This window comes from Agromyces sp. NPDC058484, assembly GCF_042720415.1.
Classification (GTDB): Bacteria; Actinomycetota; Actinomycetes; order Actinomycetales; family Microbacteriaceae; genus Agromyces.
Genome location: NZ_JBHXMP010000007.1, coordinates 50,816 through 76,707 on the forward strand (window position 1 = coordinate 50,816; position 25,892 = coordinate 76,707).

28 protein-coding genes and 1 pseudogene are annotated in these 25,892 nt (G+C 70.5%); 9 read left to right on the plus strand and 20 right to left on the minus strand.

Annotation, left to right across the window (positions count from 1 at the left end):
- Window positions 1-168: 168 nt before the first annotated feature.
- The 4 genes and pseudogenes from ACFWN7_RS07615 to ACFWN7_RS07630 all read right to left on the minus strand — a co-directional run bounded on the left by ACFWN7_RS07615 (window position 169) and on the right by ACFWN7_RS07630 (window position 3,806).
- A pseudogene (locus ACFWN7_RS07615) lies at window positions 169-929 on the minus strand (alpha/beta family hydrolase).
- Complete coding sequence (locus ACFWN7_RS07620; RefSeq protein WP_376938170.1) at window positions 926-1,966, minus strand: DUF2207 family protein; 1,041 nt, start codon at window positions 1,964-1,966, stop codon at window positions 926-928. Before ACFWN7_RS07620 ends, ACFWN7_RS07615 begins: the two are co-directional and overlap by 4 nt.
- A 92-nt stretch (window positions 1,967-2,058) precedes the next feature.
- Window positions 2,059-3,087 carry an aromatic acid exporter family protein gene (locus tag ACFWN7_RS07625; RefSeq protein ID WP_376938171.1) on the minus strand — a complete coding sequence of 343 codons (1,029 nt, stop codon included), beginning with the start codon at window positions 3,085-3,087 and terminating at the stop codon, window positions 2,059-2,061.
- Window positions 3,088-3,143: 56 nt separating this feature from the next.
- Window positions 3,144-3,806: an NAD(P)H-binding protein gene (locus tag ACFWN7_RS07630; RefSeq protein ID WP_376938172.1), complete on the minus strand. Its 663-nt coding sequence runs from the start codon at window positions 3,804-3,806 to the stop codon at window positions 3,144-3,146.
- Window positions 3,807-3,901: 95 nt separating this feature from the next.
- On the opposite strand from ACFWN7_RS07630, the gene ACFWN7_RS07635 reads away from it, so the two are divergent.
- The 4 genes from ACFWN7_RS07635 (at window position 3,902) to gap (ending at window position 8,212) form a co-directional block, all read left to right on the plus strand.
- The gene (locus tag ACFWN7_RS07635) at window positions 3,902-5,587 is read left to right on the plus strand and encodes a DUF885 family protein (protein WP_376938173.1); all 1,686 of its coding nucleotides are present in this window, start codon (window positions 3,902-3,904) and stop codon (window positions 5,585-5,587) included.
- 40 nt (window positions 5,588-5,627) lie between these two features.
- A complete protein-coding gene (locus ACFWN7_RS07640; RefSeq protein WP_376938174.1) occupies window positions 5,628-6,116 on the plus strand; it encodes a nucleoside deaminase in 489 nt (162 codons plus the stop codon).
- 12 nt (window positions 6,117-6,128) lie between these two features.
- A complete protein-coding gene (locus tag ACFWN7_RS07645) occupies window positions 6,129-7,085 on the plus strand; it encodes a GlxA family transcriptional regulator (RefSeq protein WP_376938175.1) in 957 nt (318 codons plus the stop codon).
- A gap of 128 nt (window positions 7,086-7,213) precedes the next feature.
- Window positions 7,214-8,212, plus strand: a complete 999-nt coding sequence (gap, locus tag ACFWN7_RS07650) for a type I glyceraldehyde-3-phosphate dehydrogenase (RefSeq protein ID WP_376938176.1) — start codon at window positions 7,214-7,216, stop codon at window positions 8,210-8,212.
- A gap of 172 nt (window positions 8,213-8,384) precedes the next feature.
- On the opposite strand, the gene ACFWN7_RS07655 is transcribed toward gap, so the two are convergent.
- The 6 genes from ACFWN7_RS07655 to ACFWN7_RS07680 all read right to left on the minus strand — a co-directional run bounded on the left by ACFWN7_RS07655 (window position 8,385) and on the right by ACFWN7_RS07680 (window position 13,153).
- Complete coding sequence (locus ACFWN7_RS07655) at window positions 8,385-10,181, minus strand: acyl-CoA dehydrogenase (RefSeq protein ID WP_376938177.1); 1,797 nt, start codon at window positions 10,179-10,181, stop codon at window positions 8,385-8,387.
- An 89-nt stretch (window positions 10,182-10,270) separates the two neighbouring features.
- Complete coding sequence (locus ACFWN7_RS07660) at window positions 10,271-10,696, minus strand: hypothetical protein (RefSeq protein ID WP_376938178.1); 426 nt, start codon at window positions 10,694-10,696, stop codon at window positions 10,271-10,273.
- 48 nt (window positions 10,697-10,744) lie between these two features.
- A complete protein-coding gene (locus ACFWN7_RS07665) occupies window positions 10,745-10,996 on the minus strand; it encodes a hypothetical protein (RefSeq protein WP_376938179.1) in 252 nt (83 codons plus the stop codon).
- Window positions 10,997-11,246: 250 nt separating this feature from the next.
- Window positions 11,247-11,630: a hypothetical protein gene (locus ACFWN7_RS07670; RefSeq protein WP_376938180.1), complete on the minus strand. Its 384-nt coding sequence runs from the start codon at window positions 11,628-11,630 to the stop codon at window positions 11,247-11,249.
- Window positions 11,631-11,644: 14 nt separating this feature from the next.
- Complete coding sequence (locus tag ACFWN7_RS07675) at window positions 11,645-12,157, minus strand: hypothetical protein (RefSeq protein ID WP_376938181.1); 513 nt, start codon at window positions 12,155-12,157, stop codon at window positions 11,645-11,647.
- A gap of 120 nt (window positions 12,158-12,277) precedes the next feature.
- Window positions 12,278-13,153 (minus strand): SDR family oxidoreductase, encoded by an 876-nt coding sequence (locus ACFWN7_RS07680; protein WP_376938182.1) that lies wholly within the window; start codon window positions 13,151-13,153, stop codon window positions 12,278-12,280.
- A gap of 105 nt (window positions 13,154-13,258) precedes the next feature.
- Here ACFWN7_RS07680 and ACFWN7_RS07685 point away from each other — a divergent pair, with 105 nt between their 5' ends.
- Window positions 13,259-13,633: a winged helix-turn-helix transcriptional regulator gene (locus ACFWN7_RS07685; RefSeq protein ID WP_376938184.1), complete on the plus strand. Its 375-nt coding sequence runs from the start codon at window positions 13,259-13,261 to the stop codon at window positions 13,631-13,633.
- Between the two features lie 39 nt (window positions 13,634-13,672).
- On the opposite strand, the gene ACFWN7_RS07690 is transcribed toward ACFWN7_RS07685, so the two are convergent.
- Together ACFWN7_RS07690 and ACFWN7_RS07695 are read right to left on the minus strand one after the other, a co-directional pair.
- Window positions 13,673-14,149 (minus strand): hypothetical protein, encoded by a 477-nt coding sequence (locus ACFWN7_RS07690; protein WP_376938185.1) that lies wholly within the window; start codon window positions 14,147-14,149, stop codon window positions 13,673-13,675.
- Between the two features lie 107 nt (window positions 14,150-14,256).
- Window positions 14,257-16,113 carry a DUF6398 domain-containing protein gene (locus tag ACFWN7_RS07695; RefSeq protein ID WP_376938186.1) on the minus strand — a complete coding sequence of 619 codons (1,857 nt, stop codon included), beginning with the start codon at window positions 16,111-16,113 and terminating at the stop codon, window positions 14,257-14,259.
- 169 nt (window positions 16,114-16,282) lie between these two features.
- Here ACFWN7_RS07695 and ACFWN7_RS07700 point away from each other — a divergent pair, with 169 nt between their 5' ends.
- Both ACFWN7_RS07700 and ACFWN7_RS07705 read left to right on the plus strand, forming a co-directional pair.
- A complete protein-coding gene (locus tag ACFWN7_RS07700) occupies window positions 16,283-16,714 on the plus strand; it encodes a DUF1761 domain-containing protein (RefSeq protein ID WP_376938270.1) in 432 nt (143 codons plus the stop codon).
- 146 nt (window positions 16,715-16,860) lie between these two features.
- Window positions 16,861-18,210 (plus strand): hypothetical protein, encoded by a 1,350-nt coding sequence (locus ACFWN7_RS07705; protein WP_376938188.1) that lies wholly within the window; start codon window positions 16,861-16,863, stop codon window positions 18,208-18,210.
- 84 nt (window positions 18,211-18,294) lie between these two features.
- On the opposite strand, the gene ACFWN7_RS07710 is transcribed toward ACFWN7_RS07705, so the two are convergent.
- Entirely contained in the window at window positions 18,295-19,584 is a 1,290-nt protein-coding gene (locus tag ACFWN7_RS07710; protein WP_376938189.1) for a hypothetical protein, read from the minus strand.
- A gap of 258 nt (window positions 19,585-19,842) precedes the next feature.
- Window positions 19,843-20,940 (minus strand): DUF2510 domain-containing protein, encoded by a 1,098-nt coding sequence (locus tag ACFWN7_RS07715; RefSeq protein ID WP_376938190.1) that lies wholly within the window; start codon window positions 20,938-20,940, stop codon window positions 19,843-19,845.
- 51 nt (window positions 20,941-20,991) lie between these two features.
- Here ACFWN7_RS07715 and ACFWN7_RS07720 point away from each other — a divergent pair, with 51 nt between their 5' ends.
- On the plus strand, window positions 20,992-21,333 hold the full coding sequence (locus ACFWN7_RS07720; RefSeq protein WP_376938191.1) for a gamma-glutamylcyclotransferase family protein: 342 nt from the start codon (window positions 20,992-20,994) through the stop codon (window positions 21,331-21,333).
- Between the two features lie 124 nt (window positions 21,334-21,457).
- Here the strand turns inward: ACFWN7_RS07720 and ACFWN7_RS07725 are convergent, their stop codons facing one another.
- Entirely contained in the window at window positions 21,458-22,333 is an 876-nt protein-coding gene (locus ACFWN7_RS07725; protein ID WP_376938192.1) for a DUF6597 domain-containing transcriptional factor, read from the minus strand.
- A 120-nt stretch (window positions 22,334-22,453) separates the two neighbouring features.
- Here ACFWN7_RS07725 and ACFWN7_RS07730 point away from each other — a divergent pair, with 120 nt between their 5' ends.
- Window positions 22,454-22,870 (plus strand): DUF1761 domain-containing protein, encoded by a 417-nt coding sequence (locus ACFWN7_RS07730; protein WP_376938193.1) that lies wholly within the window; start codon window positions 22,454-22,456, stop codon window positions 22,868-22,870.
- Window positions 22,871-23,004: 134 nt separating this feature from the next.
- On the opposite strand, the gene ACFWN7_RS07735 is transcribed toward ACFWN7_RS07730, so the two are convergent.
- The 5 genes from ACFWN7_RS07735 to ACFWN7_RS07755 all read right to left on the minus strand — a co-directional run bounded on the left by ACFWN7_RS07735 (window position 23,005) and on the right by ACFWN7_RS07755 (window position 25,876).
- The gene (locus tag ACFWN7_RS07735; protein WP_376938194.1) at window positions 23,005-23,421 is read right to left on the minus strand and encodes a hypothetical protein; all 417 of its coding nucleotides are present in this window, start codon (window positions 23,419-23,421) and stop codon (window positions 23,005-23,007) included.
- The gene (locus ACFWN7_RS07740; RefSeq protein WP_376938196.1) at window positions 23,421-24,062 is read right to left on the minus strand and encodes a nucleotidyltransferase domain-containing protein; all 642 of its coding nucleotides are present in this window, start codon (window positions 24,060-24,062) and stop codon (window positions 23,421-23,423) included. Before ACFWN7_RS07740 ends, ACFWN7_RS07735 begins: the two co-directional genes overlap by 1 nt.
- 152 nt (window positions 24,063-24,214) lie before the next feature.
- Window positions 24,215-24,343: a hypothetical protein gene (locus tag ACFWN7_RS07745; RefSeq protein ID WP_376938197.1), complete on the minus strand. Its 129-nt coding sequence runs from the start codon at window positions 24,341-24,343 to the stop codon at window positions 24,215-24,217.
- Window positions 24,344-24,351: 8 nt separating this feature from the next.
- Window positions 24,352-25,020: a DUF433 domain-containing protein gene (locus ACFWN7_RS07750; protein WP_376938198.1), complete on the minus strand. Its 669-nt coding sequence runs from the start codon at window positions 25,018-25,020 to the stop codon at window positions 24,352-24,354.
- Window positions 25,021-25,480: 460 nt separating this feature from the next.
- Window positions 25,481-25,876, minus strand: a complete 396-nt coding sequence (locus tag ACFWN7_RS07755; protein WP_376938199.1) for a hypothetical protein — start codon at window positions 25,874-25,876, stop codon at window positions 25,481-25,483.
- Between the last annotated feature and the right edge of the window lie 16 nt (window positions 25,877-25,892).

Here is a 25,892-nt window from a genome sequence, read left to right on the forward strand (position 1 = left end):
GCTCGAACACCCCTTCCCAGAGCCGTGAAGCGGCTCTCATCCTGCGGAACGCGTGTCGAGGGCAGTCGCAAGAGCCCAGCCGGCCCCGCCGCGGGCTCGATATGCGTCATGCGTCGAGCCTTGCCCCCGGCGCTACTGGACCAGCGAGGGTCGCACTGCGGCGCGGCGCTACTCGACCGGGCCGCGGGCGCGCAGGAACGCGGCGACGCGCGGCGCGAGCGAGGCGCCGATCTCGGCTGCCGGGCGCTTCGCGCCCGGGCGCCGATCTCGGCTGCCGGGCGCTTCGCGCCCTTCACCTCGAACGAGTGGTTCGCGTTCTCGATCCACTCGAGCGTCGCGGTCGGCCCGATGCGCGTGACGAGCTCGTCGAGCTGCTCGTTCGGGATCGCGAACGAGTCGTTCCTTCCCTGCAGGAACAGCATCGGCACGGTGATGCCGGGCAGGTGCTCGTCGCGCGCCTTCTCGGGCCTGCCGGGCGGATGCAACGGGTAGCCGAGGTACACGAGGCCCGCCGCGGGCATCCCGTCGGCGACGGCCATCGACGCCATGCGTCCGCCGAACGACTTGCCCGACGCCCAGATCGGCTCGCCCGGCCCGCCCGGCTCGCCCGGCCCGCCCGGCCCGCCCGGCCCGACCGACTCGCCTGCTCGCTCAGCCGCGGCATCCGCCACCGCGCGCCAGGTCGCGATCGCGACCGGCGGCCGATCGGGGAACCGCCGGCCCGCCTCCCGGTACGGGAAGTTGAAACGCAGCGTCGCGACACCGACGTCGTTCATCGCTCGCGTGAAGCCCGAGATGAACGGATGCTCCATGCCCGCCCCCGCTCCGTGCGCCACGACGATCGTGGCCGAGGCATCCGCCGGCCGTGCGTACACCGCGGAGACCGGAGTGCCGTCGACATCGACGGCGATCGATTCCTCGCTCGTCATGCGCTGAAGATCTCGAAGACCCCTCCGACGCCGTCGAGCACGACTCCGCCGGCATCGAACAGATCGCCGACGGCGGCGGTGAGCTCGAGCGCGCTGCCGGCGGCCTCGAGTGCGAGGGCGATGTCGGAGGTGACGTCGATCGCGGCGCCCAGCGTGTCGAGGCTGTTCCGGTCGAGCGCGGCGTGCTCCAGCCGGAGCCTTGCGATCCACTCGCGCTCGAGACCGAAGAGCACCGCATAGGGGAGCAGCCGTTCGTGCAGGTGGAACCTCGCGAGCGGTTCGGAATCCGTTGCGACGAGGTCGGCGCCGGTCGGCGACTGCAGCACCCGCAGCCGGTCGGCCTCGGCGAGCGCGAGGTATTGGCGAAGCCCCTCGAGGTGCTCGCGTCGGGAACGCGCCGGCGGCAGGAAGCGCCGCCACGACGACGGGGTCACGACGATCGTCGCGATGGTGGCCGCGAGGGCGATGATCGTCGCGGCGAGTGCCGGCCAGTCGGTCGCGAAGAGCGCGAACACGATGAACAGCGCCTCGACGAGCATGCCGAGGTAGGCGAGCACGGTGAGGGTCATGCCCGGCCAGGCGACGCGACGCTCGGCCACGAGGCCGTCGCGTGCGAGCGCGTGCTCGGTGTGCTGCACGACGGTGCGCAGGCGGGCGGCGAGTGCACGGCGGTCCGTCGAGAACCGCCGCACCCGCCCGTGCGTGTGCTCGGGCCCGAACAGCGCCTCGAGCAGGGCGATCTCGTCGGCGGTGAGCACGACGTTCGGCATCATCAGGACGCCGATGGGCTCCCGCTTCGAGCCGCCGGCGAGCAGGCGCACCTTGCGCTTCACGGCGAGGTCGATGAGCGCAGCGGATGCCGCCCGCCGGTCGGCGTCCACCAGCAGCGCGTCGCGCAGCACCGTGCTCCCCCGTTCGGGTGAATACTGCACGACGGGCGGGGTCACCCGCTGCGCGGCCACGGCGCGCGCGACGATCCCGAGCCCGAGGATCAGGAACGCCGGGAGGATCGCGACGAGGATGACGGCGGTGAGCACGCGCCCATTCTAGGGATGCGGTTGTCGCCGCCGGAGGAAGTCGGAGCACATGGCCTTCTGCGCGAACCGGGTGCCTCCCGCGCCGCGGGTTGCTACTCGGCGACGAGTTCCTCGCGGATGCGGCGCAGATCCTCCATGAGCGAGCCGACGAGGATCCAGTGCCCCGACCTCGGCGGCGAGACGACCAGTGCCGACGTGAGCGCCGGCGTCGCCGCCGTGGGGGCTTCGGGCTCGGGTTCGGCGACGCGCGCGGCGAGGCGCACATCGTGGGCGACCCGGCGCAGCTGCTCGGCGATCGCCCGCACCGTCGGCTCCTCGTGCAACGCGTCGTCGTAGTGGTCGGCGAATGCGCGCGTCATCCCGATCACCTGCGTCACGATGGGACCCAGCCGCCCGAGCAGGTCGCGCAGCCGCACGAGCTCCTCGCGGTGCGCCGAGCGGCGCGGGTTCAGGGTGAGCGACTCCTCGCCGTCGTCGATCGCGACATCCGCCGCATCCCGCATCGGTCGCAGCAGCCGCACCTCGATCATGAGCGCGCCGAGCTCTGCCGCTGACCTCCGGTGCTCGAGGGCGTCGGCGAGGCGGTCGACGGATGCCGCGAGCTCGCCGCCGAGGCGCGCGAGCTGCTCCCTCGCCGGCGCCACCGCGACGGGCGGCACGATGAGCGCGTTGACGACGATGCCGATCGCGGCGCCGATGAGCGTCTCGAGCACTCGGTCGACCGCGTACTCGGGCGAGGACGCACCGAGCGCGAGCACGAGCATCGCGCTGATCGCGACCTGGTTGGCGGTTGCGGGCGTCATCTTCAGCGCCCAGGCGATGAGCATCGCGACGACGATCGCGAGCAGGATGATCCACATGCTCAGCCCGAGCGCGAGCGAGATGGCCGTCGCGACGAGCACGCCCAGGATCACGCCGATCGAGCGCTCGACCGCCTTGCCCAGCGACTGGTTCACGCTCGGCTGCACCACGAGCAGCGCCGCGATGGCGGCGAACACGGGCAGCGGGCCGGGGATCAGCCACCCCGCGACGAGCCACGCGGCGATCGTCGCGACCGCCGACTTCAGCACCTGCAGGATCGGCACGCGCTTCGTCGCGCGGAACGTGGACGTGATGCCCATGCGCCAAGGCTAGCGGCGACCTCCGGCGGTCGAGCCGCGTCCGCCGTTCGGCAAGCTCAGGGACCGGTCGCCAACTGCGCGAGCGCCGCGTCGATCGGGTCGTCTCCCGCGACGAGCTCGAACTGGGTGCGGGATGCCGCGCCGGTCTCGAGCACGGCAGCGATCGTCGCCGCGACATCCGCCCGGGGGATCGAACCGCCGCCCGGGATCGTGCGAGCGGCACGGATGCGCCCGGCGGCGGGGTCGTTCGTGAGCGAGCCGGGGCGCACGACCGTCCAGTCGAGGTCGCGGCCGCGCACCGAGGCATCCGCTTCGCTCTTCGCTCGCAGGTAGAGCTGGAAGATCTCGTCCGACTCGGGGTCGAAGCGGTCGGTGTTGATCGCCGACACGACGACCAACCGCGGCACACCGGCGGCCTCGACGGCGTCGGCCAGCAGGATGGCGGCGTCGCGGTCGACGGTGAACTTGCGTTCGGCGGTGCTGCCCGGGACGGCACCCGCGGCGAACACCGCGGCATCCGCGTTCTCGAGCACCTGTCCGACCTCGTCGACGGATGCCTCCTCGAGGTCGAGCACGACCGCGGCCGCGCCGGTCGCCTCGACGTCGCCTCGATGGTCGGGGTTGCGGATGATCGCAACCGGTTCGTGACCGGCTTCGGCGAGCAGGCGTTCGAGGATGAGGGCGATCTTGCCGTGGCCTCCGGCGATGACGACGCGCATCGCCCCAGTCAACGCGGGCGAGCGGCAGTGCGCAAGGGCGCCTCGCTGTTCCAGGCACCGCGGGCGTCATCGGCGGGCGGGTCTAGCGTGGCGGTATGGCCTCACTCGCTACCGACCTCGAACAGCTGGCGGCGGAGTTCTGGGAATGGCGGGATGCCACGTCGTTCCGCACCTCCGACGACATCCCACGCGTCGAACGCCCGGCCGGCTGGCAGCCGCGGTTCGACGCGGGCGCGATCGACGAGTTCCGGCTCGCGCTCGGCGGGTTCGCCGATCGCTGGCGCGCGATCGACGCCGACCGCCTCGGTGCGGTGCCGGTCGCCGCGCAGGTCGACCATCGCCTCCTGGGCGCGGCCCTCGCGCGAGTGCACTGGGAGCTCGTGGTGCTGCGCAACTGGGAGCGCGACGCCGCGTTCCTCACCTCGCAGCTCCTCGGGCCGTGGTTCGACCTGCTGCTCCCGCCGCCGCCGTTCGACGCAGCGCGACAGTCCGACCTCGTGCGCGTGCTCGAGGCGATTCCGGCCGCGGTCGACCAGGCCATCGCGAACCTCGAGCGGGGCGGGGTCGCGACGCTCGCGCGGGTCGCCGCGGCCGAGCTCGGCGGCATCGGCGGCCGGCTCGCACGGTCGGTCACCGAGCTCGTTCCGTTCACGGATGCCGCGACCGCCGCCGCGTTCGCCGAGGCCCAACCCGCGGCGAGCGAGGCGCTCGAGCGCTACCGCGGCTGGCTCGAGGCATCCGCCGACCGCCTGGGGCCCGACGTGATCGTGGGACGCGACGCCTTCGTCTGGTACCTGCGGCACGTCGCGCTCGTGGCCGCCGAGCCGGAAGAGCTCGTGCGCGCCGCCATGCAGGACTACCGGCGCAGCGTCGTCGCCGAGACGGTCACCCGCAACGGGTACCGCGACCTGCCCGAGCCGCCGATCGCGGTCGACGCGGCCGCCGAGGTCGCCGACGAGGCCGCGCGCGAGACGGAGGTGCGGGCGTTCTACGAGGAGGCGGGGCTGCTGAGCCAGCCGTCGTCGCTGCGGCATTACCGCTTCGCTCCGACGCCGCCGTACCTCGAACCGATCGCGTTCCTGGGCGTGAACGACGACCTCACGAGCATCCGCCGTCGCGGCGACGACGCCACGTCGTACGTGCCCGCCCCGGCAGAAGGCCTGCCGTACTTCGACGCCGCGAACGCACGCGACCCGCGGCTCGGGATCATCCACGAGGGCGCGCACAGCCAGCAGCTCGCGCTCTCGTGGGCACAGCCGAACCCGGCTCGCCGGCATTTCGTGGACTCCGTGGCGAACGAGGGCATCGCGCACTACAACGAGGAGCTCATGCTCACGGCCGGGCTCTTCGCCGACGCCCCGCACTCGCAGATCATCGTGCACAACTTCATGCGGCTTCGGGCGCTGCGCGTCGTCGTCGACGTGAACCTCGCGACTGGCGTGTTCTCGCTGCACGATGCCGTCGACTTCTTCGTGCGGCTGGTGCCGATGGACGTCGAAACCGCGACCGAGGAGTCGTCGACCTACGTGGCAACCCCGGGCCTCGCGATGGCGTACCACGTCGGCAAGCTCGAGGTGCAGCGCTTGCTCACGGATGCCGCGGTCGCCGCGCAGCTCGACGGCGGGCCGTTCTCATTGCGCAAGTTCCACGACTTCGTGTGGCGCAACGGCAACGTGCCGGTGTCGCTGCAACGCTGGGAGATGCTCGGCGACCGCGGCGACGTCGATCTGCTCGACGCTGCGGGCCCGTGGTTCGCGGCGCCGCCGGGTGCGTCAGAATGACAGCGACCGACCGACCCGGATCAAGAAGGGGCACGTTCGCATGACCGACTCGACCATCGTGACCGACACCGACCTCGACCACCTGCGCCGCTGCGTCGAGCTGGGATTCGAGTCCCGCGCCCGCGGTGACCACCCGTTCGGCTCGCTGCTCGTGACCGCCGACGGCCGCACGGTCGAGGCGCTGAACTCCGTCGTCACGCGTCACGACCCCACCGGGCATGCCGAGACGAACCTCGTGCGTGCCGCCGCCGAGGTGCTGCCGCCGGAGGTGCTTGCGACGAGCACGCTCTACACGAGCACCGAACCGTGCGCGATGTGCGCCGGCGCGATCTACTGGAGCGGCATCGCCCGCGTCGTCTACGCGCTCGGCGAGGATGCCCTCCGCGCGATCGTCGACGAGCAGGAGGGCGTGCCGACCATGCAGCTGCCGTGTCGCGAGGTCTTCGCACACGGCGGGCGTCAGGTCGTGGTCGTCGGGCCGACCGACCTGCCCGAGGCGACCGAGGTGCATGACGGCTTCTGGCGCTGATCGGAGGGTCGGATGTCGCGCAGGAATCATCGCGTCGCGGTGCTCGTGCTCGAGGGGGCGAAGCCGCTCGACGTCGGCATCCCCGCGCAGATCTTCTCGACCAGGCGGAGCATGCCGTACGAGGTGCGCGTCTGCGGCGCCGCACCCGGAGCCGTCACGGGCGGCGACGGGCTCTCGTACCATGTCGCCGACGGGCTCGAGGCGTTCGAATGGGCCGAGACGATCTTCATCCCGGGGTACCGGCACCCCGATCGCGAGGAGGCCCCGGCGGCCGTGGTCGACGGGCTCCGCGCGGCACACGATCGCGGGGCCCGTCTCGCCGCGATCTCGACGGGAGCCTTCGCACTCGCCGCGACCGGGCTGCTCGACGGCAAGCGGGCGACGACGCATTGGCACTACACGCGGGCGCTCCGCGCGAGGCATCCGCTCGTCCGCGTCGATGAGAACGTGCTCTTCGTCGACGAGGGGAGCGTGCTCACTTCGGCGGGCGCGGCATCCGGAATCGACCTGTGCCTGCACCTCGTTCGGCGCGATCACGGCGTCGGGCTCTCGAACCACGCCGCTCGTCGGCTCGTCGCCGCGCCGTACCGCAGCGGCGGCCAGGCGCAGTACGTTCCGCGAAGCGTGCCCGAGCCCCTCGGCGAGGTGTTCGCGGCCACGCGCGAGTGGGCGCTCGGCCGCCTCGATCAGGCGATCGGCCTTGCCGACCTCGCCCGCAATGCGAACGTGTCACCGCGAACGTTCTCGCGCCGCTTCGTGGAGGACACCGGGTACACGCCCATGCAGTGGATTCTGCGCGCCCGAATCGACCTCGCGCGCGAGCTGCTCGAGCGCACCGACCTCGGCGTCGAGCAGATCGCCGACCGCGTGGGCCTCGGCACGGGCGCCAACCTGCGCATGCACTTCCAGCGCATCCTCGGCACGTCGCCGACCGACTACCGGCACACGTTCGCGCACCCCGAGGACTGAGGCGGGCTCCGGAGCTGCACACCGAGCAAATGGCGCGATCCTTGCGCAAGGTGTCGCCTTCGCCACTTCCGCGAATGGGGTGCCTCGGCGAACGTGGATGGGTACGGAATGAAAGGAACCACCCCGCAATGACCCGCATCGCCGTGAACGGATTCGGCCGCATCGGCCGCAACGTCGCCCGCGCCCTCGTCGAGCGCGACGCCGACCTCGAACTCGTCGCCGTCAACGACCTCACCGACCCGGCCGCCCTCGCGCGCCTGCTGAAGTACGACACCGTCGGCGGCCGCTTCGGCCGTGAGGTCGAGGTCGACGGCGACACGCTCGTGATCGATGGCCGCCGCGTCAAGGTGCTCGCCGAGCGCGACCCGGCGAAGCTGCCCTGGGGTGAGCTCGGGGTCGACCTCGTGCTCGAGTCGACCGGACGCTTCACCGACGCCGAGGCCGCACGAGCCCACCTGGCCGCCGGGGCGAAGAAGGTCCTCGTGAGCGCTCCGGCGACGGGCGCCGATGTGACCCTCGCCTACGGCGTGAACACCGACGCGTACGACGCCGACGAGCACGTCATCGTCTCGAATGCCTCGTGCACCACGAACGCGCTCGCGCCGCTCGCGAAGGTGCTCGACGACCTCGCCGGCATCGAGCACGGATTCATGACCACCGTGCACGCCTACACGCAGGACCAGAGCCTGCAGGACGGCCCGCATTCCGATGCTCGCCGCGCACGCGCCGCCGCCGAGAACATCGTGCCCGCCTCGACCGGTGCCGCGAAGGCGATCGGCCTCGTGCTGCCGGGCCTCGACGGCAAGCTCTCGGGCGACGCGATGCGCGTGCCCATTCCGGTCGGCTCGATCGTCGAACTCAACGCCACGGTCGAGAAGGACGTCACGCGCGACGAGGTGCTCGCGGCCTACCGCGCCGCCGCGTCGAACGGGCTCGCGGGCGTGCTCGAGTACTCCGAGGAGCCGCTCGTCTCGAGCGACATCGTCGGCAACCCGCACTCGTCGATCTTCGACGCCGCGCTCACCCGCGTCGAGGGCAAGCACGTCAAGGTCGTCGCCTGGTACGACAACGAGTGGGGCTTCTCGAACCGCGTCATCGACACGCTGGAGCTGCTCGCGAAGGCCTGACGCGGGACTTCTTCATGAGCGGATGCCGCGGCACTCGTTCACAGGATGAGCGGTGATTCGGCCCCGAATACGGGCCTGAATCACCGCTCATCCTGCGTTCGCCGCCCCGGACCGTCGCGCCCTGCGGCGCGCGAGCGCGACGCAGGGCGGCGCGACTGTCGCGCCAGTGCGGTCAGACGCGTGCCGTGCGCCGCACGACATCGCCGAGCGCGTCGGCGTCGAGGGCGTACAGGTCGCGCGAGCCGGCGGTGACGGCGCCCACGAGGCCGGATGCCGCGGGCAGCAGCTGCTCGGCGTAGAAGCGGGCGAGGGGCAGCTGCGCCTCGGCGATGCCGTCGTCGTCGAGCCCGCGCGCGGCGAGCGCCGACTTCGCCATCAGCCAACCACCCACCACGAGGCCCCAGATGCGCAGGTACGGGGTGGAACCTGCGAGCACCGAGTTCGGATCGGCGGCGCCGGTGCGGAGCATCCACGCCGTGGTCTGCTCGAGGGTGTCGAGCTGTGCGTTCAGCTGTGCGCGGATCGACGCGAACTCGTCGCCGGCCGCGGCGAGCTCGTCGTCGAGCTCGCGCATGGAGGCGATGAACTCGAGGGCCGACGCGCCGCCCCGCACCGGGAGCTTGCGGCCCACGAGGTCGGCGGCCTGGATGCCGTTCGTGCCCTCGTAGATCGCGGCGATGCGCACATCGCGCACGTGCTGGGCAGCGCCGGTCTCTTCGATGAAGCCCATGCCACCGTGGATCTGCAGCGCGAGCGAGGTGAGCTCGTTGCCGAGGTCGGTGCCGAACGACTTGCAGACGGGGGTGAGCAGGCCCACGATCTCGTCGGCCCGGGCGCGGGTCGCGGCATCGGGGTGGTGCGTCGAGATGTCGACCTGCACGGCATTCAGCAGCATCATGCGGCGGAGGGCGGCAATGGAGGCCTTCTGCGTCATGAGCATGCGGCGCACGTCGGGGAAGTCGATGATGGGCGAGTCCTGCGTGGCGCCGTTCGCGCGACCCTGGATGCGCTCGGTCGCGTAGTCGAGCGACTGCTGGTAGGCGCGCTCGGCCACGGCGAGGCCCTGCGTGCCCACCGACAAGCGGGCGCTGTTCATCATGACGAACATGATGCGCATGCCGAGGTTCTCGTCGCCGATGAGGTACCCCGTGGCGTCTTCGTACGACAGCACGCACGTGGGCGACCCGTGAATGCCCATCTTGTGCTCGACACCGACGGCGTGCACGCCGTTGCGCTCGCCGAGCGACCCGTCGTCGTTCACGAGGAACTTCGGCACGATGAAGCACGAGATGCCCTTGGTGCCGGCCGGTGCATCGGGCGTGCGCGCGAGCACGAGGTGCACGATCTGGTCGCTCAGGTCATGGTCGCCGAAGGTGATGAAGATCTTCTGACCGGTGATGCCGTACGTGCCGTCGTCGCGCTTCACGGCCTTGGTGGTCAGGGCGCCGACGTCGGAGCCGGCATGCGGTTCGGTGAGGTTCATCGTGCCGGCCCACTCGCCGGTGACCATCTTCGGCAGGTAGCGCTGCTTCTGCTCGTCGTCGCCGTAGTTGAGGAGCGCTTCGATCGCACCCTGGGTGAGCAGGGGCGCGAGCGCGAACGCCATGTTCGCCGACATGGTCAGCTCCTGGATGGCGAGGCCGACCGTGCGCGGGAACCCGCCGCCGCCGAACTCCTCGGGTAGCGGCACCGAGCCCCAGCCCGCGTCGACGAAGGCGGCGTACGCCTGCTTGAAGCCGGCGGGGGTGGTCACCGTTCCGTCGGGATTCAGGCGCGACCCCTCGACGTCGCCGGCGCGATTGGTGGGCGCCACCACCTCGGCCATGAAAGCACCGACCTCGTCGAGGATCTCGGTCACGGTGTCGAGGTCGGCGTGCTCGAAGCCCGGGAGCTGCGCGACGTCATCGTAACCCACGACGTGCTCGAGGGCGAAGGTGAGGTCTGCAACGGGCGGTCGGAATTCGCTCATGTTCGCAGCGTAACCCCGGGCACCGTCACGGGAGCAGCCATCTGGAGGGTTCGGCGAGGCATCCGGCCCCGTCCGAGTGCCCGTTTGTGTCATCCCACAGGCTGGGGGCCGCGGGCCTGGATGACTTCGCCCGGGCGCGGCGCCACACTGCCGTCGTCGACCCAGTGCGCGGGCGCCGGCAGCTCGACACCCGCCGACCGCAACGCGATCGCCGCGAAGGCGTAGATCATGATCACGATCGTCAGCCCGCCCACGATCATCGCGCTCGCGACGACCGGTGACAGGCGCACGCCCTCGGCGCGGTAACGGGGCACGGCCAAGTACGCGATCCACATCGCGGCGGCGCCGAACCCGGTGATCCAGACGGTGCGCAGGGGCTGGCCCGCAAGCGGCGCGGCGATCGCGATGACGAGTGCGGTCAGCCCCATCGCGAGACCCGACCAGGCGAGGAACCGGGCGAATCCGATGCCGCCGATGTCATCATCGCCGCGCCACCACGGGTTCGAGTCGCTCATGCTCCGATCGTAGACGCGCGGCATCCGCTCGCCTGCCGGCCGGTTCGCTCAGCTCGCCGGGCGCACCTCGGGGCCGACGCCGTCGGGACGGATGGAGGCCTCACCGGACTCGCCGCGGTGCGCGATCGCGTCGGGATCGTCGCCGTCCTCGAGCGTGACCGGTTCCTCGTCGACGCCGGGCGGCTCGGGGATGCTTCCCGCAACGCCGAAGTCCGTGCCGACGCTGCCGATCCCGGAGACGCCATCGACGCTCCCGATGCCGGTTTCCGCACTGTCGCGGTCGTCGTTCATGTCGCTCATGATCGGCCCTTCCGTCTGCCTCCTCTCACCTTCGCAGCCGGGCGGGTCGGCGCGCGCGGGGTTGACACCGATCCGACGACCATCGGTCGACCTGCCACTGCTGGGCTCAGTGTTGTCGACCTTCCCTGAGCCGGCACATCCGGCGGTTTCGTCCAACGTCGTCGAGCACGGAAGGGGTCGCGCCGGCGGCCACCGCCGCGCATCGCTGATCGCCCCATCGAGCACGCGGGCGCAGGCTCCTGCGTCGCGCTCAGGTGAGTGGGCGCGGGTCGCCGGGGACGTCGCGCTGCGGCCGGATGACCTTGATGCCGCCGCCGTGATGGGCCTTCGACAGGTCGAACGTCACCGACCGCTCGTGCTCGAACAGCGGCGTCGCGTAGCCGAGCAGGTCGATGAAGCCCTCGGGCGACTTCGGGAACGTGTACACAGCGGTGCGGCCTGCGAAGTAGGGGCGGGCGCGCTTCCACGCCGTCTCGGTGTCGAGCGTCGCGCCCGCGTGCTGCGCGTCCCACCAGGCGAGCAGTGCCGGCGCGATCGACGGGTCATCCGCCGACTGCGGCCGCACGCCGACGACATCGCAGATGCATGGCCGCGGCGGGTGGTGACAGATCGGGTTGGTCGGGTCATGCGGCACGATGCGCCTCCGGCTCAGGTCGTGACCGGCGGTGTGAGCAGGGCCGCCGAGAGGCTCGCGGCGCCGCCGACGAGGGCGATGCCCAGGAGGACGTAGCCGACCCGCACCCATCGGTCCCGTCGTATGTGGTCGTTCGTGAGGTTCTCGACGACGGCCGTCTTGGTCTCGAGGATCAGGTCCTGCAGGTCGGCGAGGCTGGGGGCGTCGGGTTCGAACGACTGCTCGACCAGCTCGCGGATCTTCAGGCGGAGTGTCGATCGGGGGAACAGCGAAACGAGCGCCGCGGCGGCCGACGCCAATGCGAACGCCAGGGCCACAGCCGGCAGCAACCCGAACGGACGCACGATCAGCTCGGCCGCCCAGCTGCCCGCGATGAGCCCGGCACCCACGAGGAGCAGCGACGCCTTCGTCATCGTAGTGGTCAGGCGACCTGCCGCGATGTCCCGCTGCTGGTCGGCTTCATCGCTGAGCAGCCGGATCCGCTCGAGCCGCTCACGCTCGCGCCGACGCTCGCTGCGACATCCCATGGACGCCTCCAATCGGCATCGATGCCGTCATTCTCGCAGCGGGTCGTCAGGTGGGCAATGGCGGTCGGGGGGAGCCTGCAGGCCGGGCGCCGCGAAGCAGCGCCCGGCCGTCGGCTCGGTTCAGGCCGCCGCGTCCTCCACCTCGACCGCTGCGCGAAGCCCCTCGACGAGCGGTGTGGTCGGCCGCCCGATGATCCGCGACAGCGTGCCGTCGGTGTGGGCGAGCACCCCCTCGCGGATGCCCGTGTCGATCGCCGCGACGAATCCGGCCGTGCCGGCGTCGAGCCCGGCCGCCTCGAGCGCCGCGACGTGCGCTTCGGTCGTCAGCGGTTGGTACACCACCTCGCGGCCGACGAGAGCGGATGCCGCCGCCGCGAGCTCATCGTAGCTCCAGGTCACGTCGCCGCCGAACTCGTACACCTGGCCGAGATGGCCGTCTTCGAGCAGCACAGCGGCAGCGCCGTCTGCATAGTCGGCGCGGGCGGCACTCGCCACGCGGCCATCGGCCGCCGACGACGTGATCACGCCCGTCGAGGCGGCGCGTGCGACATCCGCTGCGTAGTTCTCGGTGTACCAGTTGTTGCGCACGATCACGGCGGGAACGCCCGCGGCGGCGATGGCCTCCTCGGTGGCCTTGTGGTCGGGGGCGAGCACGAAGTCGGCGGTGGTCGCCCGCGGTGCGCTCGTGTAGACGAGCTTCGCGACGCCCGCGGCCCTGGCGGCGTCGATCACGTTCTGGTGCAAGGCGGCGCGGTTGCCCGGCTCCGATCCCGAGATGAGCAGCACGGCGTCGACGCCTTCGAGTGCGGGCGCGATGGTGTCGGGGCGCGCGTAGTCGAGTTCGACGGTGCGGATGCCGCGTGCCGCGACATCCGTCAGCTTCGACGTGTCGCGCGCACTCGCGACGATCTCGGCGGGGGTGGCGCCGCGGGCGAGCAGCGATTCGACGACGAGGCGGCCGAGGCGGCCCGAGGCGGCGGTGACGAGGATGGTCATGTCGTTCCTTCCGGGAGTGAGCGGGGTGAGGTTCACCATCTGCAACCGGATGTCGCGCGCATACCTTCCATCGCGGTGGTACCCACTTTCAGGTAAGGTACCCACATGACGGTGAGTCTTGCGCAGATCCGGGAGACGTCGGGCGAAGTCTTCACGGAGGGATGCCCCACGCGCGTGGTGCTCGACCACATCATGAGCAAGTGGGGCGTGCTCGTGCTGCTCGCGCTGACCGACGGCACGCATCGCTGGGGCGAGCTGCGCCGCGAGGTGCAGGGAATCAGCGAGAAGATGCTCGCCTCGACGCTGCGCACGCTCGAGGCCGACGGCATCGTGGCGCGCACGTCGTTTCCCGAGGTGCCGCCGCGGGTGGAGTACTCGCTGACCGAGCTCGGGCGAGAGCTCATGGAGCGGACGCTGCCGCTGGTGGAGTGGGTGGCGGCGAATGCCGACGAGATCGTCGGGGGCGTGCGGAGGCGCTGAGCGGATGCGTCGGCGGTCCGGCGACGAAGGGCCCGCGCCCTACTCCTCTACACGCTCCAGCGCCACCATCGTCGTGGTTCCGAGCGCCGTCACCTCGTAGCTGATGACGCCGTTCTCGTAGATGAACGTCTTGGTCGGGTCGCTCGAGGCGAGCAGCGCTGCGTCGGTCTGGGCCGTGTCGTTCTGCGAGTTCCAGGTGTAGGGCTCCCCCGGAGCGGTCGGTGCGACGAAGGTTCCCGCCCAGTACAGCGACCGGGTGTCACCGCCATCGCTGACCCAGTCGACGACGATGGTTCCACCCTCGATGGTCGCCGCCTGGTAGCTCTCCGGCGACGTCGGGTCGGCCTGAGTCCACTCACCGGTGAGGTCGGGCACCTCGGCTTCACGCCCGCCGTGACTCGCGGCTGGGTCGCCGTTGCTCTCGGCGCCGGTGCTCGGAACGCATCCGACGAGACCGAGGCTCAGCATCGCGATCACGCCGAATGCCATGACTCCGTGCGCTCGTGTCTCGTTCATCGATTCCTCTCGACTGTCAACGGTGGTGGACTCGGGGGCGCCGAGCCTCGACAAATCTACGTGAGCGGATGCCACCGCCCCGAATCATCCGATCGACGGATGTCGCCTCAGCTGTCGTCGGCGTCGAGCGACGCCGAGAGGTCGTCGCGACGTTCGACGATCCACCGGCGATAGCTCGAGGTGAGGAGTTCGGGGTCTCCGAGCGCGGCGTGGAGCGTCCAGTCGAACGGCCGCGCGACCCCCAGTGCCGCAAGCATCGGCTGAGCCCGCTGGGCGGGGGAGCCCGTGAGACCGAGTTGCGCCATCATCGCCTTCACGGTGACGTCGCCGTACACGCCGAACGCGGCGTTGTTCTTGGACGCGATCCAGATGACGGCGGCCGCGGCCGTCTCGAGCCGGCCCTTGCGCCGGAAGATCCCGGGATCGGCCGATGCGATCCGCGACAGCATCCGATAGCAGACCGTGCGGAACTCCTCGTCGTACAGGGCGTCGCAGGCCTCAGCCACCAACTGACCGACGTGAGCGACGGCATCGCGGATGTCGCCGGCCACGGCCGACGGGTCGAGTTCCTCGACAGGAAGCGGCGAGGCATCCAGGTTCCGAAGGGAGTCGAGGCCGCCGACAGTATCTGCCCATAACCGCAGGAAGTACTCGTCGAGCGTCTCGTCATCGTGGAAGTCCTCGTCGAAGTCCTCGTCGAAGTCATCATCATCGCCGTCGCCGAGCGGCGGCACGGCGCCGATCCGTTCGAGGAGCGCCATCGGCCCCTGGTGTCGCGGTCTGCGGATGGCGGTGCGGTACTCGGGCTCGAACTCGTCGATCGCCGCGAGGGTGTCGCGGGTGTAATGGGTCGGCACGCCGCGCGTCTGATGCGAGTAGCGGACGAGCGCACGAAGCACATCGGGAACTCGGTCGAGGTAGGCGGCGTCGGCGACGACCTTGCGCGGCACCAGGTCGAGGAGCACGATCTCCGCGGTCACGGGACTGTGTCGCAGCGGGTCGCCGGTGCCGTACTCGGCTCCGAACCAGAGCAGGTGGTCGAGGATGTCGCGACCGTCGTCGTCGAGCCCGGCCCCGTGCGTCGACGCGAGGAAGTCGGCGGCGACGGCGTCGATCTGCTCCTGCGTCCACTCGGGCACCGAGTAGCCGGCGCCGCCCTCGGGCATGAGCCGAAGCATCCACTCGACGAGGGGTCTGGTCATCGGCCACGTGTCGGACTCGAGCGGTTCGAACAGCCGGCGACCGTGCGCGAGCGCCTGTTCGATGCGGGCCCGCGCGTCCGCCAGCGGGGCCTCGCGAGTCGTAATGCCGCCACCGTGGTCGTCGTCGATGTCCTGCAGGCGCTCGATGACGTCGTCGAGGGGCACGTCGAGCGCGAAGGCGTCCTTCACGACCGTGCCGAGGTTGTGGTCGACGAAGACGACGATGGTCATCGGCCGACCGCCGGGCAGGTCGACGCCGAGCACGACGTTCTCGCCGTCGCCGAGGATGTGGGCGAACTCGACGGCCTGTGTCGGTCGCACCTGATCGAGCCGCAGGAGCCAGCCGGGCACCAGGCGCTTGCGAGCGGCGACTGTGGTGCGGATGCGCCGGCGCAGGAGTTCGTCGCCGATGAGCTCCTTGACCACGAGCAGCAGTGCGTCGGTCTGACGCAATCCCACGGAGAGGAACGACTCGATGAGGTCGGCGAGCTCGACCCGGTCGGCTCGAGCGGCACCGCCGGCGGATGCGCGGAGGTCGGCGAACTGATCGGGTTCGGAGAGCGCGACCACGCCGCTCGCGAAGTTCAGCAGGGCGAGGGGGTGCGGCTGCGCCAGCGCGACGTCGAGGCCCTGCAACAGCGGCTCCTGGAGCAGCTGGTCGTCGTCGACGACCGGGCGGGGCGGCGGAACCCGTCGCTGTTGCGGCGGACGATGTCCGCCACGCCTGCGGTCGGAGCGTCGCCGGTCGTGTCCACGTGCCATGCCTCCACGCTATTCGATCGCGTTCGCGATGCCTCGCGTCGATCTGCCCCGCCGGCGCGCGCAACGTTCGGCGCGGCGTCGGCCACGGGTACTGCGACGGGAGTACGCTCTCGCGCAGCGACATGGCAGAGCGGCGATGGGCGACCCTGGCCGCGGCGAGGAGGCGAAGTTGGTTCCCGAGATCAACTACTGGGCGGTCCTGCTGGCGACGGCGTCGAGTCTGGTCGTCGGCTCGATCTGGTATGCGCGAGGTGTGTTCGGCACGCGGTGGGCGAAGCTCGCGAACGTCGACCTGGATCGACCCGGTGCCAGCGCGGTGATGCCGATCGTCGTGACGGTGCTCGTGAGCTTCGTCACGGCATGGGTGCTCGCGGGAGCCTCCACGATCGCGTGGCACTTCTACGGCGGCGGGTACCTGCTGGCGGCGCTGTTCACTTCGGTGATCCTCTGGGCGGGGTTCACGGCGGCGAGGTTCATCACGCATGACGCGTTCGAGGGTCGCCCGGGGTCGCTCACCGTGATGAACATCGCGCACGAACTCGTGACCCTCGTCATCATGGGCGTCATCATCGGCGTCTGGCCTCCGGCCGGCACCGTCTGAAGCACAGCGGATGCCGCGTCCTTCTCGTCGCGGTCGGCAGGTGTCGCGGTGATTCGGCAGCACCGCGCCTCTCACCGCACGAGTTCGAGCATTCCCCGCACCGCTTCGGCCAGCCGCCTCCCAGCGGCGACCATAGGATCGAAGGCATGGCCGGGTTCTGGGGCAAGCGCAAACGGGTTGAGCATGAACTCGACGCCCACGACGCCGACCTTGCGAAGCGCGCTGGTACGGCACTGGTCGCTGCCGACGAGCGCATCCGTGTGACCGCCGACGAGCTCGTCTTCGCCGAGGCGGAGCTGGGCTCCGACTCGACCAAGGGGTTGAGCGAGGCGCTCGCCGCGGTGCGCACGCACCTGGGCGAGGCGTTCCGATTGAACCAGCTCAATCACGATCACATCCCCGACACCCGCGAAGAACTGCGGACCCGCAACGCGCGCATCGTGCAGCTGTGCGACTGGGCGGAAGACGTGCTCGACGAGCACACCTCCGCCCTTGCCGACCGGATCGCCCGGGCCCGGCGGGCTCCCGAGATCATTGCCGGCGTACGAGCGGATGCCGAGCGTCTGCGCTCCCGAGTCCCGCACGCCCGCGATACCGTCGAACGGCTCGCCGCCCGCTATGCCCGAGAGGCCCTCGCCCAAGTGCAGGCCAACCCCGCCGAGGCCGAGCAGCTGCTCGGATTCGCCGAGCACAGCGCGGGCGTGGCCGAAAGGCGGCGTGAGGCGGGGCAGCGCGAGCAGGCCAACCTCGCGCTCGAGGCATCCACCGAATCGGTGCGCCGAGCGGCGACCCTCCTCGATGCGGTGGAGACCTTCGAGGTCGAGGCGCTGCGCGCCGAGTCCACGCTGGGGGCGATCCTCGAGGACTCCCGTGGGGACCTCGCCGTCGCGCTCAAGGAACCGCACAGCGTCGGTGTCGCGAACGCGATCGCCGGGTTGCGGGCTGCCCTCGCGGGCCTCCCGCCGGTCGGCGTCAACACCGACCCGTTCGCCCAGCTGGGCCGGCTGCGCGAGGCGAACGCGGGGCTTGATGCCGCGATCGCGGCGGCCCGCGAGCGCGCGGCGCGTCCGATTCCACCGCTGGAGCACGTGCACCACGCCATCGACGACGCCGACCGGCAGCTCGCCGTCGCCCGCGATGTCATAGCCGGCCATCGGGGCTGGATCGGCGCCGACGCTCGCACTCGGCTGGCCGAATCCGAGCGCATCCGGATCGATCTCGACCACTTCCTCGGCGGGACGGCGGCGACGGTCACCGTGATCGACGAGGACCACCGAGAACAGGCGATGGCGATGGCACGTCGTGTCGCGTACCTCGCGGGCGAAGCCCTGCACCTCGCCCGGCGCGACATCGATGCATCCCGACCGCAGGATCCCGGGCAGTGGGGCGGCCCGGGCTGGGGCGGCGGCGAGCGGCGCGGCGGCGGATCCGACGTCATGGGCGGCATCCTCGGAGGCCTCGTCATCGGCAGCATCCTCGACGGGATCTTCGACTGAATGCTCCGAGACGGAATCCCGGGTTCAGCCGGTCTGGCGAAGGCTGACGAAGTCGGGTGCGTCGGGGCCGCGGCTTCGTCCTGATCAGCTCTGGAGCATGGTCAGCGCGAACACGCGTGCGGCGGGATCCGACGGGGCTGCATCCTCGTCGACGAGACCCATCGCGACGAGCACACGGAGAGCGCGGTTGAAGTCGAGCACCACTGAACCCGCACCGCTGGAGTCGCGGTACGCCTCGTCGAACGCGAAGGTACGGACCTCGCGCTCGGCACGCGCGAGTTCCACGGCGAACCCCGCGATCTGCGAGGGCGTCCACGCTGAGTATCGGTGCGAGCCGGCGTTCATCAGCCGTGCGGCCAGCACGCGCCAGAGTTCGACCGGGCGCTCCATCACCCGATCTCGTACTTCGGCGAGTGTGCGCAGGCGGCCCTTGCTTCGTCGGAGCAGTCGGAGTGCGCGCAGGTCGTCGCCGAGTTCACCGAGGCTGGACGGGTCGACGCCGTCGGGCGCGGCAGCCAGGCGGAGGATGTCGCGGATCGGCGCAGTCACCCGTTCGGCGAGTTCGGGATCGGTCTCGTGCGCGCTGAGGATTCCCAGGTCGACGAGGTCCATCCGGAAAGCTCGACGGGCAGCGACGCTCGCCCCAGAGACGGCGTCGTCGAGGGAGCGCCCGTGCTCGCCGAGGCCGAGCAGGCCCGCAGACCCCGCCCCGAACCGCACCTCGAACTCGTGCTCCAGAAGGTGGAGCTTGGCCGGATCGCCGAGTTCGCCGTAGGCCCCCTCGGCGAGGTCGCGCGGAATCAGGCCGGCGCCTGCCACGACGGTCGCCGTGCTTGCCCCGAAGGGCCGCATCGAAGGCCCGATCGCTCGGATGCGGTGTCGCCACCCGCGTGCGGGCTCCCGGTCGTACTCTGGTTCGCGCCGCCGATACTCGAACACGAAGTCAGCGCCGAGCTGCCCGACCGCCTCGGCGACCGTCCATGCGTGCTCGCAGCTGCCCTCGTCGTCATCTGCGTAGTAGCGGTATTCGCGCCACGCATCCGGACGTCCATCGTGTCGCACGAGCGGACGGAGTCGCTCGGGCGCTGCGAGTCGCTCGGGCGCTGCGAGTCGGTCGGGCGCTGCGAGTCGGTCGGTCGACTCGAGCCAGTCGTGCTCGTGCGACCTCGACTCGGTCATGGACCAGCCCGACCATGCCGAGCCGAACGCGTGGGTGCCGGTGCCTGTCCACCCGAACGCGATCACGATCGCGTCGGCGAGCTGGTCGAGACGTGCCGCACCGTCGATGGCGATCTCGCGCCACGTCTCGTGCTCGGCCCTCTCGAGGTCGATCCGGAGGACCAGTTGCTGGCGGGGGTCGCTTCGTCGGCGCATGGGGCAATCCTGTGCCGCGGACTTCCTCGTCGGGGCGGGGCGCCCTGCGTCCGTGAGCTGCCGCTATCGCCGAGCGGGTGTGGAGGACGGGTGGACGGCGGTACAGCCGGGCGCCGAGACGGGGATCGTGCACGAACGAAACAGCCTTGCGATTCGCGTATGCCAGTTCCCCCTCAGTGGTACGCCTGTTCCCCCTCAATGAGGGTGAACTGGCATACGCGATCTGTAAGCCGAACCTCGGCGATCGACGAAGCCTCACTACGGCGCATCCGTGAAGGTCGCGCTCGGATACAGGAAGCTCGGCGCCGCCTGCAGCATGAGCGAGCTCGGGTCGTCGACCGACCAGGCGGCCCTCCAACTCACAGACCCGCCTGACTCGACCGTCGCGGTCGGGGGGAAGCCGACGTCGTCGCCGGGCCCGAAGGGGTCGCCGCCGACGTCGAAGATCTGGCTCACGTCCTGATCGCCCGACGAGAGGGTCGGAAGCGGCAGAGGTTGCAGGTCCGCCGTCGAACTGTTGGTGATCGTGAGCGTGAACACGACGTGGTTCGCGTGCGTCGCGCCGACCGCGAGATCGCTCGGCGTGTACGGCTCGGGCGCAGAGACGGTGAGCGCGACGCCGTCGTCCCAGGTCATCGTCTCGCCGAATGCGAGGTCGCCCACGACGGGTGCCTCGGGTTGTGCGGGCCCGGTATCAGGGTCAGGGCCCGGGGCGTCCTCACCTGGCAAGGGAAACACCGGCACGTCCGGAATCGCCTCGTCGATGTCGTCGATCACGCTGCCGACCGACCCGATGAGGAACGTGACGAACATCACGATGCCGACGATCGCAGCGATGATCGACACGACGAGCCCGGCGGCCGCCGGCCACTTCGCGCCGCGCACGAACAGGCCGATGATCGAGAGCACGAACGCGACGGCCACCAGGATCCACGCGAAGCCGCTCACGGCGGGTATGAATGCGAACACGAGCCCCACGATCGCGACCACGAGTGCGATGATGCCCACCACGTTCGGCCCGGGGTTCGAAGGCTCGGTGGACGGATGCCCCGGCGGCACCGTCGTGGCGGGTGCGCCGTAGCTCTGCGTCGTCGCGTCACGGTTCGCGCCGACGGCCGCGGTGGGCGAGGATGCCGCGGCATCCGACCCCCGCGACCCCCAGACGAACGGGATCGTCGGACGGTCGTCCCCGACAGGCAACACCACGGTGGTCGCCGGATCGAACCCGCCCTGCGATGGCGGCACGGCCGCGGAGCCGGGCGCCACGTACTGCGTCCAGGCGTCGCCGTCCCAGTACCGCCGCCCGCCGGTCCCGTCTTCGTACCACCCGGCGGGCGCCCTCGTCGGGTCGCTCATGTTTCGATGGTGACAGAGCCGGCGTGCCGGCGCACCGGTTACTCTCGATCCATGCCCGCGACCGAACGCCTCTTCAGTTATGGCACCCTGCGGCTGCCGCACGTGCAACGGCACGTGTTCGGCACCGAGTTGCCGACCACGTCTGACGCGCTCGTGGGGTGGCGACTGCGGATGCTGCGCATCAGCGATCCCGACGTCGTCGCCGTGAGCGGCGAGGCCGAGCACCCGATCCTCGAGCGCACGGATGACCCGGCTGATCGGGCCGACGGTGTCGTGCTCGAGGTCACGGGCGAGGAGCTCGCGGCGGCGGATGGGTATGAGGTCGACGACTACCGTCGCGTTCGCGCGCAGCTCGCCTCGGGTGGCGAGGCGTGGGTGTACGCGGCAGGGTGACCGGCCGAGCCCGGCTGGACCGGGGAGATTCACCCAGTGATCTGGGGAAGCCGGGTGGATGCCCCAGAACAGGGGGCAGCCGATGCGGGCTCGGTCGGCGGATCGACGACATCCTCGAGGAGGCCTACGGATGCGGCGCTGCCGCCGCCGCGGCCTGCCGCACCGACCGCTGGTACGCGCCGGGGGTCAGCCCGACCACGCCGCGGAAGTCGTTGCCGAGGTGCGACTGGTCGGCGTAGCCGAGGCGCACGGCGAGGCCGGCGAGTTCGGCCGAGGCATCCGTCGAAAGCACCCGCGCGACCTCCTGGAGGCGCACCCGGCGGGCGACCCACTTCGGGCCGTGGCCGACAGTGCGGGCGAGCGCGCGCTGCACCGCGCGGTCGGTCACGCCGAACCGTGCGGCGAGGGTCGTGCCGGTGCGCCGGCGCACGCGGTCGGCGAGTTCCACGAGCACCGCGTTCGCGAGCTGCAGCTCCGGATCGAGGGGTCGTTCGTGCAGCAGGGCGGAGATCGCCGCGTCGGTCGCAAGCGCCCGCGTCGTGGCATCCGCTGCCGGTTCGATCGTCGTGAGCAGGCGGTGCAGCCGGGCGTCGAGCGCGGGCGTGACAGGCGTCGTGGCATCCGCGAGCTCGCGCACGTCGAGGTCGCTGACGACGGCGAGACCCGCGGGGCGGAGCCGGATCGCGAAGACCGAACCCGATCCGGTGATGCGTCGCCGCCACGCCCCGCTCTGCACGCCGGTGACGACGAGGGGCGCGGGCACGTCGCCCGACTCGATCGTGAGGGTGACCGCGGGGTGATCGATGATGCGCTGGTCGATGCGTTCGTCCGCCGGCAGCGCCCACTGCACGTGCCAGTAGCGGTCGACCACGTCGGCGACCGACGGATGAGGGTCGAGCCAGGTCGCGGCGAACCGCTCGGCGTTGCGCGGATGCAGCATGCCGGAACGCTCATCCGGGCGAATCGGATGCCCCGTGGGCGCTCGCGCGGTGTGCGGCATACGCCCATTCTGGCGAGCCGCCGGTCGGATTTCTGCAAGACGAGGACCTTCGGCCTCGGTGAGGATCGACGCATCCGCTATGGCGGAGGCGGTCGGGATGTCGAGAGCGAGGAGGGTTCGATGATCGAGGCGTTCGGCGCCGTGAACTGGTGGGTGGCGGCGCTCGGCGCGCTCGCCTACTTCGTGCTCGGCGCGCTGTGGTTCTCGCCGCTGTTCGGGCGCGTGTGGGATCGGGCGGTCGGCCACGAACGGAGACCGGGCGAGCGGTTCCCGGTGTCGTACTACGTCGTGCCGCTCGTGAGTAGCATAGTCATCGCCGCCGCGGCCGCGTGGCTGGCCGAGGCGGTCGGCCTCGACGGGTTCTGGGACGGCGCGCTCTTCGTGGTTGCGCTGGGCGTCGGCGTCGCCGCCGCGGTCTCGGTGACGAACGCATTGACACCAGCCATGCGGCATCCGTTCGTCTATGGCGCCGTCACGGGCGGCTACCACGTCGTCGGGATCGGCATCGTGACCGCGCTCGTGGTCACCCTCGGGTGAAGTCGAGGACTACCGTCGCGTGCGTGCGCAAACTCGCGTCGTGTGGGGAGGTGTGGGTGTACGCGGGGAGGCGATCGGCGCGCCCGGTGGCGGTGCGCGTGCCGTTGCTGATGTGCGGCGACTCTCGAGGTCGCTCAGGTTGCCCGCAAGATCGCGTCCATACCGTCCACCAGGCGGTGTGCGGCCTTCAGAAGGTCGCGCGCGCGGGCTTCGGTGAGGATCGTCGCGGCGTTCTGCACCTCGGTCTTCGAGTCGATGAGCCGGCTGAGGGTCGGTGCGAGCCGCTTGCCGGGCTCGGACTGCCGAAGGAGGGTCACCGCTTCGGCATGGCTCTCGCCGGCTGCCCGTCGCCCGAGTGTGGCTCCGCAGATCGCATCGCCGGCGGCGATTCCGGCGAGCACGGCCAGGGACCCGATGGTGTTGCCGATGTCGGAGATGCCGGCGTCGTCGCCGAGTTCGAGCACGAGATCGGCGGCGTCGAGGAACGCGTGTGCATGGCGTTGGCGGGTCGCTGCCTCGCCGCGACTCATCGCCCGGGTACGGCTGGCCATCAGGTGCGACCGCCGAGAAGCTCTCGCACAGGCACACCGCGTGTCAGCGGCCGCGCATCGTGACGGAGGGAATCGATCAGCGGATCTTCGCGCTTGACGAGCCCGACGAGTTCGTCGAGGGTGACCGCGATGATCTGGGCGGAATTGCCCGTCATGCGCCGGATGCGTTGGGTGACGTCATCGAGCAGGCTGCTCGCGACGGCTTCGTCCATGTCGTGCCGCCACACGATGAGAATGTCGACATCCGAATCCGGACCTGCCTCGCGCCGCGCGAACGAGCCGTACAACAGGGTTGCAGCGGGCGCATCACCGAGCGTCGTCGCCAGGAGATCGCCGATGCGCTGTTCGGTGGTCGCTGGTGCCTCGAGGAGCTGCTCGATCGGCGGCCAGAGCACATGCTCGCGGTTGAGCGTGTAGAGATTGGCCGCACCGATCGGGCGTGCATCGACCAGGCCGATGCCGACAAGCTGCTCGAGCGTGCGTTGGGTGGTCGCCAGCGACTTCACGCCTGCGAGCGAATGAATCGCCCTGCCCGATGTCCCGTCCGCGAGCAGCGACAGGCGATGAAGCACTCTCGCGCGATTCTCTCCGAGCAGCTGCGCTGCCGGATGTGTCAGATCCATGCTCACCTCCGACCACAATTTTAGCTCAAATGAACGGTCATGTACGTCAAGCGACCAACCATTGGTTCAGGCGACGAAAACGGCGCGGCGCGCGTGGACGATAACGTCGTGTTGTACGTCGGATTGGTGTTGCGTGAGCTGAGCGACGCGCGCCGGGCGTGGCCGGGGCGCTACAACCCGAGCTTCGTGAGGATTCGCGGGAACTCCACCTCGATCGCACGCCACAGCACGTCGTCGTCGGTGCCGGTGCAGTCGTGCGCGACGAAGTTGCGCGTGGCGCGCGTCAGGCCCGGCGTCATGTCGTTGCTCAGGCCGCCAGCCGGTTGAGGTACATGACCTCGTCGTGGGTGATTCCGTAGTCGCTCGCGACGTCGCCTGGTGCTTCGCCCGCTCGCACACGGTCGAGGAGGTCCTCGACTGCGATTCCCCGCCGCGCGAGTGTTGGACGACCGCCATTCAACGTCGGTCGCACCATCACGTCGAGATCGGGATATTGGGGGAGACGGATCGCCGCCGCATACCCCACCTCGCCGAAATCGATGTTCGACAGGTAGTCGGCGACGACTTCGTTGAACACCGCCTGGCCATTGCGCACGACGGTGAGGCGATGATCGAGCGGGTCATCGGAACGGAACAGGATCTCAGCGCCGTCGTGAACCAAGCGGTTACTCGCCAGCGCGTACTCGAGCCCGATCTCGCGCTTGATGACCTCGACCGCCGGGCGGATTCGCTGCATCGGAAGTCCCGCTTTGCGGAACGCGTTCAGCACGAACCCCTCGGCCAAGCCGATGAACGGCACGGTGTACCCGCGGCCGCGTGGAACCCCGGAGATCAGCGGCTCCTTCCAGCTGTGTCCTTCGTGGTAGCCGGTCGTCCACCGTTGCACCGTCGAGCGAGTGGCCCGGATGATCTGGGCGACATCGCTCTGCGAGTACACCGGCGTCAGGTACTCGCGCTCAATGCGGGGTGCGCTCATGCCTCGATGCTAGTGACTCCCACCGTCACGCTGTGGCTTTGAGGCGACGCGCGCTCATCGACCGGACAGCAGTTTCGACGTCGCTTCGCCCTGTACTTCGCGTCGCGCGACGCGGTCATCCGAGTTGCTTCGTGCTGCTGCTCAGCGCTCGTCGGTGTCGTGGCGCTTCCAACGGCGCTTCGCGCCGATCTTGCGGTTCACCGACCAGGGCGCTTTGCGTGCCTGGCCCTGGCCGCGCCACTGGTGAGGCTTGCAGAGTGCGCAGCCGGTGTGGCGCCGGTGAGGCGAATGTGCCATCGGTTCGTTCCATTCCCGTACCACTCCCGCCCGGGTGGGCAGGGTGGGTGCGGAATGCGAACCGACGTCATGCCGCCAGTGTGGCACGGTCGACTGACACTGGCTGAACCATGGACTTGCCAGCCTGGCGCACGTGCGATGTCGGCGAGGCCCTCGACCCCGATCAGCCTCGGGTACGGAACTCCCTCGCGGGCTTGCCCATCGTGCCGTGCGTGAGCGCGCCAATGGGTTCGAGCAGCGGCTCCATGCGGCGGCGGAGCGTGTCGCGCATGAGCCGCTCGCCGGCGACGGCCTCGTGCAGCCGCTGCAGGTCGCGCATGGTGAACGGCTGGTCGAGCAGCTCGAACGGGTCGGGCCGGCGACGGTACTCGCGCCGCAGCCGCGCCACGGCGAGGGCGACGATCTCGGCATGGTCGAACCCGAGCGGGCCGAGCTCGGCGACGGGCACGACGATCGCCCGTTCGGCGGCCATGTCAGGGGATACGCCTACACACGAGAAGACGGTGTGCTCGTCGTGCCGATCGGGGTGCTCGGGCCCTGATCTGGCCTCGCGCTTCATGTGGTGCAGGCGGGCA